We start from the raw sequence: 13633 nt of genomic DNA, 5'->3' as shown, positions 1-13633 counted from the left end.
CAAATCAAAATTTCTTTAATTCTGTATAAGAGATTATTTTAAATAAAGCTGGTTCGGAAAAAGTGGGAAGTATATCCCTTTTTTGATTGTATTAGTTGTTCAGGCGTTCCTGCAAAGAGGATTTCTCCACCATCTCTCCCACCTTCTGGTCCCATATCTATTACATAGTCAGCAGATTTAATTACCTCCATATTATGTTCGATGATGATCACAGTGTTTTTTCTATTTACCAGACGATTGATTACCTCTAACAAAACTCTTATATCTTCAAAATGCAATCCCGTAGTAGGTTCGTCAAGTATGTAAAGCGTTTTTCCTGTATCTTGCTTTGATAGTTCAGTAGCTAATTTTATTCGTTGGCTTTCACCTCCAGATAATGTAGTGGACGGTTGTCCTAAACAGATATAACCTAATCCTACTTCCTGCAATACTTTTATTTTATTATTTATGGATGGAAAATATTTGAAGAATTCTATTGCTTGATTAATAGTCATGTTTAGTACATCAGCAATAGATTTTCCTTTGTATAGAATCCCTAATATTGCCTGATTATACCTCTTCCCTTGACATTGTTCACAGGGAACATATACGTTAGGGAGAAAATTCATTTCAATAGTTTTGTATCCATTCCCTTTGCAAACCTCGCAACGACCACCTTTAATATTGAAAGAGAAGTGTCCTGGCTTATAACCTTTTATTTTCGATTCGGTAAGTTCGGTAAAAAGGTTACGTATTTCAGAAAAAATGCCGATATAAGTTGCTGGATTCGAGCGAAATGTCCTCCCAATGGGAGATTGATCTACATTTACTATTTTATCTAAATTTTCTATCCCTTCTATTGACTGGTAAGGTAATGGTTCTTTGAGTGAGTTATACAATTTTTGGCTAATTATAGGCTGTAGAGTTTCGTTGATCAAAGTGGATTTTCCACTACCAGATACTCCTGTTATACAGATGAATTTACCTAAAGGAAAAATGATATCTACATTTTTAAGATTATTACCACTTGCACCTTTCAAAAAAATATTTTTCTTATTCCCCTTCCTTTTTTTCGATATTAAAATATTTTTCTTCTCACTAATATAAGAGGCAGTTAGAGTATTTTTTTTTAGTAACTCTTCAGGAGTTCCTGTAAAAACAATTTCTCCACCCAATTTTCCTGCTTTTGGACCTAACTCGACAATGTAATCTGCATTCATTATCATTTCCTTATCGTGTTCGACTACAATAACCGAATTGCCGATGTCTCGCAGTTGCTTCAATGCTCCTATTAGACGAATATTATCTCGCTGGTGAAGACCAATACTTGGTTCATCTAATATATAAAGTACATTTACCAACTGCGAACCAATTTGTGTTGCTAATCTAATTCGTTGACCTTCTCCCCCCGATAATGAAGCAGAAGATCTATTAAGCGTAAGATAATTTAATCCTATATTCAAAAGAAACTGGGTACGAGTTCGTATTTCTTTTAAGATTTCTATTGCTATCTGTTTTTGATATTTATTCAAGCAGAGTTCAGTAGTATTGATCCAATTGAATAATTCTGGAATTTCCAGAGATGTTAAATCAGCAATGTTTTTCCCATTTATACGATAATGAAGAGCTTCTTTGTTTAATCGTTGTCCATTACATTCTGGACAAATTGCTGTAGTAATAAATTTAGTTGCCCACTGAGTTGCTGAACGGGAAGATCCTTGTTCCTTTTGAATAAGGATATATTTATATATTCCTTCAAATGATGATAAGCAATGGTTGGAATTGGAATAAGCCGCATCGGAATGAATAGATATTTGTTCCGTTACTCCATTCATAATATCATTAATGGCTTCCTCAGAAAAATCTTTTAGAGAAGTGTGTAAATCAATTCCATACTTTTTTAAAGTAATTTCCAATTGATTAAAAATCAATATTTCACGGTATTTCCCTAAAGGTGCGATACCTCCTTGATAAATACTTAATTCTGGGTGTGGCATAATTAGATTTTTATCTATTTCATTTATTTGTCCTGTTCCTTTGCATTTTGAACATGCCCCATGAGGGGAATTGAAGGAGAAATTGTGAGGAGCAGGGTCGTTATATGACAATCCTGTAGAAGGACACATCAAATGACGGCTAAAATAACTGACATTTCCAGATTCTAATTCCAATACCATTAATAATCCATCACTATAATTCATTGCTGTATATACACTCTTTTTGATTCGTTTTTTATCCTTATCAGTAATTAGCAGTTTGTCTATAACCACTTCTACAGAATGGTATTTATAACGATCAAGCCTTAACGCTGGGATAATTTCTTTTAGTTTGCCATCAATGCGAACATTCAAAAATCCCCTTTTAGCAAATTGTTCGAACAGTTCTCTATAATGTCCTTTTCTATTCTTTACAATAGGAGACAATAAGTAAACTTTTTTTCCGTTATAACGGCTTATAATCAATTCTAAAATATGTTCTTCTGTGTATTTAACCATTTTTTCGCCACTTATGTAAGAATAAGCTTCACCAACACGAGCAAAAAGTAAGCGCAGGTAATCATAAATTTCTGTCATCGTTCCAACTGTAGAACGTGGACTACGGTTAGTAGTTTTTTGTTCAATGGAAATTACTGGACTTAAACCCGTAATTCGATCTACATCAGGACGTTCCACATTATGCAGGAAGGAGCGAGCATAGACGGAAAAAGTATCTATGTATCGTCGTTGTCCCTCTACAAAAAGAGTGTCAAAAGCTAATGAAGATTTACCGCTACCACTTAAACCAGTAATGACCGTAAAACTATTACGAGGAATAGTCACGTTTATATTTTTTAGATTATGTACACGAGCACCTTGTATATCAATACATGCAGTATTTTTATCTTTCGTCATGAATAAATAACTTTCTTTCTTGCAAGGAGCGTATTTCGCATTAAAGATATAATAGTCATTGGACCTACTCCACCAGGGACAGGGGAAATATAAGAACATTTTGGAGCAACTTCTTTGAAACGCACATCTCCTCTTAGTTTAAAACCAGAATCAGTTTCTGTTGAAAGAACACGGGTAGTACCAACATCAATCACGACAACTCCGTCTTTGACCATATTTCCTTTTAAAAATTCTGGCACACCCATTGCGGCAATGATAATATCAGCTTCCAAACAGTGCTTTAAAATATTTTTCGTACGACTATGACAGACCGTTACTGTACAATCCCCTGGATAAGCTTTTCGCATCAGCAAATTTGCAATCGGTTTTCCTACAATATTACTTCTTCCCAATACTACGCAATGCTTACCTGCTGTTGTTATTTTATATCTTTTTAATAATTCGAGAATACCTGCTGGAGTTGCCGGTACAAAACAAGGAAGCCCAATAGCCATCCGTCCTGCATTAACAGGATGAAAACCGTCTACATCTTTTTTGTAGTCTATAGCTTCTATTACTTTTTGTTCGGATATATGTTTAGGCAATGGTAATTGAATAATAAAACCATCTATATTAGAATCTTGGTTTAGTTTCTCAACCGTTGCCAATAATTTATTTTCAATTAAATCACTTTCATAACGAATAAGCGTAGATTGAAACCCCAATTCTTCGCAAGTTTTAACTTTGTTAGCTACATAGGTTTCACTACTACAGTCATGTCCTACTAATATTGCTGCTAAATGAGGTTTTTTCTCACCATTTATTACAATTTGCTGTACTTCTTTAGTTATTTCCAATTTGATTTGTGCTGCAATAGCACGTCCATCCATAAGTGTCATAGTAAGAAACTGTGTTATGTTATAATAATAAAATTAAGAAATTTTATATTTTTACAAATAATATTTGAATACAGTATTTGGGAAGGTGCAGCTGATTCATTTACAGAAAATATATATAATTAGAATGCTTAAACTATTTAAGCTATTTTATTTAGAAATAGTTATACATACATAAATATTGAAGCAAGAATTGAGGAATAGTAGTAAAAGATGCAGTCAATAACACTACCAGCGGAATGGGGACTACAAGATGGAGTTATGCTTACGTTTCCTCATGTGAATACTGATTGGAAGCCCATTTTGAATGAAGTTAAATCTTGTTTTGTATCCATTGCTAAAGAAATTATCCTGAAAGAGAAATTAGTTGTTATTTGTGTTTCAATTGACGAAGTACGGGATGCATTAGGAGATATAGATTATTCTAAAATTATTTTTTGTGAACTTCCTTCCAATGATAGTTGGGTTCGTGATCATGGTCCGTTGTCGATCTTTATTGGAAATAAACCGTGCATTCTGGATTTTAATTTTAATGGTTGGGGATTAAAATTCCCTGCGAACTATGATAATCAGATAACTCATCATTTATATGCAAGTAAAATTTTTGCTCCAGCAGTAGGTTATAAAAAAATAGATATAGTTTTAGAAGGTGGAAGTATTGAAAGTGATGGGAATGGGACTCTTTTGACTACTGCTCGTTGTCTTTTGTCTCTAAATAGAAATGAATCCATGACTCAATTTGATTTGGAAAATGTATTCAAAAAAATATTTGGAGTTAAAAGAGTACTGTGGTTAAATAACGGTTACCTCTTTGGAGATGATACGGACGCTCACATAGACACTTTAGTAAGATTTTGTAGTAGAAAAACTATTGCTTTTGTGCAATGTACGAATAAAAACGATGAGCATTTTGAGGAACTTTCCTTAATGGAAAAAGAATTAAGTACCTTCCAAACTTTGGAAGGGAATCCATATCAATTAGTTCCACTTCCGATGGCAGAAGCTATTTATTATCAGGGGAAACGTTTACCTGCTACTTATGCCAATTTTTTAATAATCAATGATGCTGTCTTAATACCAACTTATGATTCTTATTTGGATGAAATAGCTCAAATGTCTTTGCAGAAGGCTTTTTTAGACAAAAAAATTATTGGAATAAATTGTTTGCCGTTAATTAAACAACGTGGAAGCTTACATTGTGTAACAATGCAAATACCTAAAGGATTCCTTTTATGAGACAAAATTTGTTCCATAACACTTCAATACAGACACAACTAATAAAATTAGGATTAGTACAGCAGTCTAACACTTCTGATATTCAATCGAATATACATAAATTAATTACTAATATTCGCTGGTGTGCTGCTCGAGAAGCTCAATTGATTGTGCTGCCCGAGTTGCACAATAGTTTATATTTTTGTCAAACAGAAAATATAAAGGCTTTTGATATAAGTGAAAGTATACCTGGATATTCTACAAGATTATTCGGCAAATTGGCTCAAGAGCTTGGAATTATTTTGATTTTATCTTTGTTTGAAAGAAGGACATTAGGCCTTTATCATAACACAGCTGTAGTTATAGAAAGGGATGGAAATATTGTAGGGAGATATCGTAAAATGCATATTCCTGATGATCCTGCTTATTACGAGAAATTTTATTTCGCTCCAGGTGATTTGGGTTTTCAACCTATACAAACATCTCTTGGAAGGCTTGGTATACTAATATGTTGGGATCAATGGTATCCAGAAGCTGCTCGTTTAATGGCACTATCTGGAGCAGATATTTTAATTTACCCTACAGCTATTGGATACGAAAGTTCTGACACAGATGAAGAAAAAAGAAAACAAAAAAATGCATGGATAATTTCACAGCAAGCACATGCTATTCATAATGGACTACCTTCCGTGACTGTCAATCGTGTTGGACACGAATATGATTCTTCTGGACAAACAAACGGAATTCTATTTTGGGGGAACAGTTTTGTTTGTGGAGGACAAGGTGAAATAATAGCTCAAGCTTCAGATATGCAAGAAGAAAACCTAATTGTTGATATAAATTTTCATAGACAAGAAGAAATACGTCGCGTATGGCCTTTTTTAAGGGATCGTCGCATAGATGCTTACGAGAATTTAACTCGACGGTTTATTGATTAATATTTTATTATATTACTTGATATTCTATTGATATTTTATTGATATTTTATCGATTAATATTATAAAACGAATTGGTATTCTTAAAAATTCTTAAAATAAGAATAGTGCTATGAAATTAGATTTGAGTTCAAAAATTATATTAGAACATATTCCGAGTCGATATTATCAATTACAGAACGAATTTGAAACTCGTCAGGAAAAGTTGCCAGTTAAAATTTATGAATCAGAAAAAGAAGCCTCTTCACAAATATGTACAGAAATAGCCAAAGCGATACGGGAAAGGCAAACAATAAACGAACCGATAGCAATAGCTGTACAAAGCGGAAATTCTCTACAAACAATCTATCAAGAATTAATTCGTGTGCATCGGGAAGAAGGATTGAGTTTCCAAAATGTCATACTCTTTAATCTTTATGAATACTACCCTTTGCAACCACATTCCAATAGTAGTTTTAGTTTTTTGAAAAGTACTTTAATAGATCACATTAATATCCCATCACGACAAATATATACTCTTAATGGAAGAATAAACAAGGAAGTTATTCTAAGTCATTGTCTTCAATATGAAGAAATCATTGCAAGAGTTGGAGGTATAGATTTTATGTTGTTGGGATTGAGTGAAAGTGGTAATATTGGTATTAATATGCTGCGCTCAGGTATCAATTCTTCTACTCGTCTAGTTATGCTTGATATGCCATCAAAGAAAGAAGCTTCCGATAGTATTTTTGGTGCTATTAATAATGTACCAATAGGCGCTATTACTATGGGTTTATCTACTATTATGCAAGCAAAACGGATAGTAATGATTGCCTTTGGAGGAGAAAAGGCTAGTAGTGTTTATGATGTTGTTGAAGGTAACGAGCCTGATACTATTGCTTCCCACCTTTGCAATCATTTGAATATTTGTCTTCATATAGATAGAAGAGCTGCACATCAATTGACTCGAATTAGTCGACCATGGTTAGTTACTCATTGTGAATGGAATGATAAGTTAATTCGGCGTGCTATTGTGCATTTGTGTCAAAAAATAGATAAACCTATTTTAAAACTCACCAATAAAGACTATCAAGATAATCACTTGGAAGAATTACTTTCGATTTATAATTCAGCTTATAATGTAAATATTCGTGTCTTTAATGATTTGCAACATACAATTACCGGGTGGCCAGGTGGAAAACCCAATACTGATGATACAAATCGTCCTGAGAAGGCGTTCCCTTACCCTAAAAAAATAGCGATCTTTAGTCCTCATCCTGATGATGACATTATTTCTATGGGTGGAACTTTTCGTCGATTGATTGAACAAAATCATGATGTATATGTAGTTTATGAAACATCAGGTAACATTGCCGTGAATGATGAAGATGTAATACGGTACATTTCTTTATTCGAAAATATACGCCAACGATATGATTCTACTAATGCAATATTGAAGGTGAAGTATGATAAGATTCTTCGTTTTCTTTTACATGGAGAAGAAATAGATGGAGTAGATATACTAGATATCCTTTTTGTAAAAGCACGTATTCGTCGTCAAGAAGCTATTGCAGCTTGCCGATATTTAGGATTAAGTGCCAATAAGGTTCGTTTTTTAGATTTACCGTTTTACGAAACGGGGGAAATAAGAAAAAATCCTCTTTCAGAAAAAGATATAGGAATAATTATAGATTATTTGCGTGAATTACAACCTGACCGAATATTTGTTGCCGGAGATCTTGCAGATCCTCATGGAACACATAAGATGTGCTTAGACATAGTACTGGCAGCCGTTGATGAATTAAAAGGCGAAAAGTGGTTAAACAACAATTGTCGAATTTGGATGTATCGTGGAGCTTGGCAGGAATGGAGAATAGAAGATATAGAAATGGCAGTTCCTCTTTCACCAGAAGAATTACGTACCAAGAGAAATGCTATCCTTCGACATCAGTCTCAGATGGAAAGTGCTCCATTTCTTGGTAACGACGAACGTTTATTTTGGCAGCGTAGCGAAGATCGTAATAGGGCTACTGCCGAGCTGTATAGACAATTAGGTCTAGCAAACTATGAAGCGATAGAGGCTTTTGTAGAATACAAGTTATTACGATAAAGTTTTATGTATTGTGTAATATTTTTATCTAAAATCCCTGATAAAACTTATAACTTGTAAGTTGATCTGAATTAGTGAGTTTTTTAACTACCCCTAGTGGTCCGATTTATAGATTATTAATTCCTCTTTAAATAACTTTACAAGTTTAAAATAAACAAGGATAGCCAAAAAGAGAAAGAAGATGGAAGTATGTGTTTTATTTCATTTATCTTTGTTACCTCAAATGAAAATATGATTTTTAGTATTTATGTCAAAAAATAAAAGACCGCTTGTATTTATTACTAATGATGATGGAATCTATGCAAAAGGATTGAATGAGCTAATAAAAGGTTTTCGCAAAATAGGCGAAATTGTAGTTGTTGCTCCTGAAGGAGCTCGATCAGGGATGTCGGGAGCTATTACTTCTCTAAATCCAGTTCGTATAGATTTGTTACGAAAAGAAGAAGATTTAACAATATATAGTTGTTCAGGGACGCCTGTAGATTGTGTCAAATTGGGAGTCAATTCTATTGTGAGTAGAAAGCCTGATTTATTAGTTGCAGGAATTAATCATGGCTCTAATGCGGCTGTGTGTGTTATTTACTCTGGTACTATTGGTGCTACATTAGAAGGATGTATTATAGGTATTCCTTCTATGGGAGTATCATTAACAGACCATTCGCCTAATGCAGATTTTTCACAAGCAGTAAAATATGGAAAACTAGTGGCTGAAAAGGTATTGTTGGAAGGATTACCTAAAGGTATTTGTTTGAATTTGAATGTTCCCAGTATTTCTGATGTAAAGGGATTGAAAATTTGTACACAAACTAAGGGGAATTGGCAAGAAAAGATTGAAAAATTAAAAGATCCCTACGATAGAGTTATTTACTGGTTGGGTGGTGAATTTGCCAATGAAGAACCAGAAAATACTTGTTGTGATGAATGGGCATTGTCAAAGGGATATGCTGCACTAGTTCCTTTGCAGGTAGATATGACAGCACATTATTTCTATGAATTATGGAAAAAAAAATGGGAGTTTTGTACTGAGTCAAATCTTTAGGAATATGTTTTATCTATTATCTCTACATAGATTTGTGTTTCATATCTTAAGGAGTAAGAAAATTACTTAACTTCCATCATATAGTTAAATAAATTGTGAGCTATTTAAATTGCCGCATAGATTTGCAGTATTTTCTTCAATTTTTCAAGTTCTAAAAGGTAAGTTTCCATTCTTTTTATAATATTTAGAAAGTTAAAGTTAGAGTCCTTTACTTATCTTATTCTTGCTTTTGGGGACGAAATGATTTACCCCCGCCGAGGGTATTCATAAAGGTGGTTGTTAATTATAGGGTTGATATAGGGGTTTGATATGTATTTAATAATATATTAAATATATTTAATATATTTAATATATTTTAATATGTTTAATATGTTTAATGGAGACTATTTCTGCTTAAAATTTCAGGCTAATTTAAAAATTGTTAAAATGTATGAAGAAGATTGAGGCAATTATTCGTAAGACAAGATTCGATGAGGTAAAAGAAGCTTTGTTAGAAGCTGACATCGAGTGGTTTTCTTATTCAGACGTGAGGGGTGTAGGGAAAGCCCGTCAAGAGAGAATTTATCGGGGAGTTGTTTATGATACAAGTTCTATTGAACGGATTCAAATCAATCTTGTTGTTCGTGATATAAACGTAGAAAAAGCTATCAAAGCAATTGAAAAATCTGCTCATACAGGTGAGGTGGGTGATGGGCGTATCTTCGTTTCGACTATAGATAATGCATATAGTATTCGTACTGGCGAACAGGGAGACGAAACTTTATATACTAACAAATAACTAACAAATAATTAAAAAATTGATATGGAAGGATTATGTATAAAGCCTACTGTATTGGACAGTGGAAATACAGCTTGGATAATAGTAGCAACCCTTTTAGTTATGTTGATGACAGTACCTGGATTGGCTCTGTTTTACGGAGGATTAGTTCGTCAGAAGAATGTGTTAAGTGTCATTATGCAATGCCTTGTGTTGACGGCAGTTGTAAGTATTCTTTGGTTCGCATTTGGGTATAGTTGGGTATTTGGGACTTCATTTTCTGAGCAAAAAAATCCGTTGGGTTTTATTATGGGTGGATTTGACAAAGTTTTTTTAAGGGGTATTGGATTGAACACTTTGACAGAGACAAACATTCCTGAAATTATTTTTGCATTGTTCCAATGTATGTTTGCCGTTATTACACCGTCTTTAATTATTGGTGCTTTTGCTGAGCGGGTAAAATTCTCTGGTTTTTTAGTGTTTGCGATTGTTTGGTCAATTTTTGTTTATAATCCGATGGCCCATTGGGTATGGGGAGGTGGTTGGATAGGTGAGAAAGGCATTGGGGCTATTGACTTTGCCGGGGGAACGGTTGTACATATCAATGCTGGAATTACGGCCTTGATTATGGCAATTATGGTAGGTAAAAGAAAGAATTATAAACATGGTATAACTCCTCCACCACACAATATTCCTTTTGTATTTCTCGGTACAGCACTTTTATGGTTGGGTTGGTTTGGGTTCAATGCTGGAAGTGGTTTGGCAGCTAATGGGCTTGCAGCTAATGCTTTCCTTGTAACTCACTTTGCTACAGCCGTAGCTGTAATAGTTTGGATGGCTATAGATTGGATACGAGAAAAAAAACCAACTATTGTTGGAGCATGTACAGGAGCAGTTGCGGGCCTGGTGGCTATTACGCCAGCTGCTGGAACAGTAGATTTATTAGGGGCTTTCTTTATTGGAGCAACTTCTTCGCTTGTATGTTTTTTTATGGTTTCTTTAGTCAAGTCAAAATTAAAATATGATGATGCTTTAGATGCTTTTGGTGTGCATGGCATAGGAGGTATAATTGGTTCTATACTTACTGGTGTGTTTGCTACAAAAATGGTTAGTGGTCCTCATGGTGTAGAAGGTGCTCTATATGGAGGATGGCATCAACTGGAAGTACAAGTTGTCGCAACTATAGCTACAATTATATATAGTGCAGTGATGACAGTTATAATATTTCGTGTTGTAGATAAAATTGTAGGTATAAGAGTATCATTGCGAATGGAAGAAGAAGGATTAGATGTTTACGAACATGGAGAAACAGCATACAACTGATAATAAAACGAATAATTAATTATACAAATAAGGGAGTACTTGTATAAGTGCTCTTTTATTTATATAATCGTTGGAGTTATGATTTTTTTGATAAGAGGGTGTGAAACAAAGAAATTTATATTCTTCTGCTCTAAGTCTAGAGCAAATTGAAAAATTTAATCATCATTAATCATCTCAATTCGTGCAAACTTTAAGAGTAATTGTTTGATTCCAACTTGTTCAAACTCTACAGTTGCTTGTGCGTTATCGTTTTTGCCTATTAAAGCCACGATTCTCCCATCACCAAAACGTTTATGCCTGATTTTGTTGCCAATTCTCAAGTCTCCAATATTACTTTGATTATTTTGATGATTAATTAAAGAGCTTTCTTTGAAAGACCCCCCTCCCCCAGAATTAGTACAAACATGAGATTTTGAAGGCAATGATAAATATTGTTCATCTATATCTTTAATAAATCGACTGGGTAATCTATCATGAAATTGTCCATTTTGAAAACGATTCTTAGCATAAGTTAAAATAACATTTTCCTTTGCACGAGTAATTGCCACATAAAACAGACGACGCTCTTCCTCTATTTCTTGTAAGTTTTGTTTACTCAATTCGGAAGGGAATAAACCCTCTTCTAATCCCACAACAAAAACATTTTTAAATTCCAAACCTTTTGCTGAATGGATAGTCATCATTGTTACAAAATTGATGTTTTCATTTTTATCCGTATCTTGATCTGTAAGTAAGAATATCTCCGCAAGAAAGTCACTTATTTTAATGTTTGCATTTCCTTCTTCTATACGAGAAGAGACAAATGTGTATAAACTATTGCTTAATTCTTCTAAGTTTTGAATACGACTTATATTTTCTGGGGTCTGATCTTCATAGAGTTCATTATTAATTAGACCAGTTTCTCGAATAATCATTCGTCCCGCATTGTAAGCATTTTGAGTGGAAACTTTTTCTACAAAGCGATTGATAAGTAATTGGAATTTTTTCAATTTTTCGAAAGTTGCAGCATTAATTTTCAAATTATAACTCAACGGATTAGAAAGCACTTCCCACAAGATTGTATTGTGAAAACTAGCTGCTGCAATAATCTTATTCACAGTAATATCACCAATACCTCGATTCGGATAATTGATGATCCGTCTAATTGCCTCTTCATCTGCTAGATTAGAAGCCAATCTCATATAGGCAACTACGTCCTTGATTTCTTTACGTTGATAAAAAGATAAACCTCCATATATTTTATAAGGTATATTTAGTTTACGCAACGCTTCTTCAAAGATCCGACTTTGTGCATTAGTACGGTATAAAATAACAAAATCTTTATATTCATACTTTTTCAACATGTGCATTTCTGCAATACAATTTGCTACCCTACTTCCTTCTTCATAATCAGAGTAAAATCCAGTCAACCTGATTTTTTCACCTATTGCTTTTTGAGAGTAAATAGTTTTTGGTATTTGTTCTCTATTTTTAGAGATAAGTGAATTTGCTGCATTGACTATTGTTTGCGTGGAACGATAGTTTTGCTCCAGTTTAAATAATTTACTTTCTGGATATATTGATCTGAAATTCAAAATATTACTAATATTTGCTCCACGAAAAGAATAAATACTTTGTGCATCATCTCCTACTATACATATCCGGTGATGTTGTTCTATGGTCAATTGCTGAATAATTTCATGTTGGGCAAAATTTGTATCTTGATACTCATCTACTAAAATAAATTGAAACCGATTCCAATACTTTTGAGCAATCTCTTTGCATTCGTTGAAAAGTAAGTAGGTATAAAATAGTAAATCGTCAAAATCCATAGCATTTGCAATCTTGCAGCGATTGCTATAGGTTAAATAAATGTCGTATAATATATAAGCTTTTTGAGCTTGATTGTATTGTTCTATCAAATCACAATTATTTGCATATTGCTTAGGAGTAATTAGAGCGTTTTTTGCTTTGGAAATAATGTTTTGAACAAATGTAGGTTTATATATTTTATCGTCTAACTTTTTTTCTTTAATAATATTTTTAATAAGATTTTTGGAATCTTGTTTATCATAAATTGTAAAATCGGAATAAAACCCTATTCGGGATGCCTCTCTACGAAGTATTTTGGAAAAAATAGAATGAAAAGTGCCTATCCATAATAAACGAGTCATATTCTCTCCTATAATTTCAGTAACGCGTACTTTCATTTCTCTTGCAGCCTTATTAGTAAATGTCAAAGCCAATATACTATGAGGAGAAATGCCATTTTTTAATAAGTAAGCGATTTTGTAGGTAATTACCCGTGTTTTACCTGAACCAGCTCCAGCGATAACTAGACTTGGACCGTCATTGTAGATAACCGCTTCACGTTGACTTTCATTGAGTTGTTGAAGGAAATCTGCCATTTGTAATATTTCTCCTTACTCTACTATTTTACTTTTACTGAAGAATAGATAAGACCTCACTGAGATAGCATTTTAGCATTATTATCCCAACAAGCATACTCAGGTAAATTGGAGATAGCAATTTTGAACAACCATCTTATTAA

At 33.5% G+C, this 13633-nt stretch carries 9 protein-coding genes; 6 read left to right on the top strand and 3 right to left on the bottom strand.

The window, feature by feature from the left end:
* Positions 1 to 38: 38 nt before the first annotated feature.
* Together uvrA and folD are read right to left on the bottom strand one after the other, a co-directional pair.
* Positions 39 to 2870 carry an excinuclease ABC subunit UvrA gene (gene uvrA / locus CFPG_RS03575; protein WP_012573642.1) on the bottom strand — a complete coding sequence of 944 codons (2832 nt, stop codon included), beginning with the start codon at positions 2868 to 2870 and terminating at the stop codon, positions 39 to 41.
* A complete protein-coding gene (folD, locus tag CFPG_RS03570; RefSeq protein ID WP_012573641.1) occupies positions 2867 to 3748 on the bottom strand; it encodes a bifunctional methylenetetrahydrofolate dehydrogenase/methenyltetrahydrofolate cyclohydrolase FolD in 882 nt (293 codons plus the stop codon). The genes uvrA and folD overlap by 4 nt, the downstream gene beginning before the upstream one ends.
* 210 nt (positions 3749 to 3958) lie before the next feature.
* On the opposite strand from folD, the gene CFPG_RS03565 reads away from it, so the two are divergent.
* The 6 genes from CFPG_RS03565 (at position 3959) to CFPG_RS03540 (ending at position 11103) form a co-directional block, all read left to right on the top strand.
* The gene (locus tag CFPG_RS03565; protein ID WP_012573640.1) at positions 3959 to 4981 is read left to right on the top strand and encodes an agmatine deiminase family protein; all 1023 of its coding nucleotides are present in this window, start codon (positions 3959 to 3961) and stop codon (positions 4979 to 4981) included.
* A complete protein-coding gene (locus tag CFPG_RS03560; protein WP_012573639.1) occupies positions 4978 to 5898 on the top strand; it encodes a carbon-nitrogen hydrolase in 921 nt (306 codons plus the stop codon). Before CFPG_RS03565 ends, CFPG_RS03560 begins: the two co-directional genes overlap by 4 nt.
* A gap of 109 nt (positions 5899 to 6007) precedes the next feature.
* Positions 6008 to 7984: a glucosamine-6-phosphate deaminase gene (locus CFPG_RS03555; protein WP_012573638.1), complete on the top strand. Its 1977-nt coding sequence runs from the start codon at positions 6008 to 6010 to the stop codon at positions 7982 to 7984.
* Between the two features lie 247 nt (positions 7985 to 8231).
* A complete protein-coding gene (gene surE / locus CFPG_RS03550; RefSeq protein WP_012573637.1) occupies positions 8232 to 9023 on the top strand; it encodes a 5'/3'-nucleotidase SurE in 792 nt (263 codons plus the stop codon).
* Between the two features lie 430 nt (positions 9024 to 9453).
* Complete coding sequence (locus CFPG_RS03545) at positions 9454 to 9801, top strand: P-II family nitrogen regulator (protein WP_012573636.1); 348 nt, start codon at positions 9454 to 9456, stop codon at positions 9799 to 9801.
* 24 nt (positions 9802 to 9825) lie between these two features.
* A complete protein-coding gene (locus tag CFPG_RS03540; RefSeq protein WP_012573635.1) occupies positions 9826 to 11103 on the top strand; it encodes an ammonium transporter in 1278 nt (425 codons plus the stop codon).
* A gap of 155 nt (positions 11104 to 11258) precedes the next feature.
* Here CFPG_RS03540 and CFPG_RS03535 read toward each other — a convergent pair whose 3' ends face one another.
* Positions 11259 to 13490, bottom strand: coding sequence for an ATP-dependent helicase (locus tag CFPG_RS03535; RefSeq protein WP_012573634.1), 2232 nt, complete (start codon positions 13488 to 13490; stop codon positions 11259 to 11261).
* Between the last annotated feature and the right edge of the window lie 143 nt (positions 13491 to 13633).

The sequence above is a fragment of the Candidatus Azobacteroides pseudotrichonymphae genomovar. CFP2 genome (genome assembly GCF_000010645.1).
Lineage (GTDB): Bacteria > Bacteroidota > Bacteroidia > Bacteroidales > Azobacteroidaceae > Azobacteroides > Azobacteroides pseudotrichonymphae.
The sequence above is the reverse complement of the archived record's forward strand: the minus strand, read 5'-3'. Positions and strand labels throughout refer to the sequence as shown.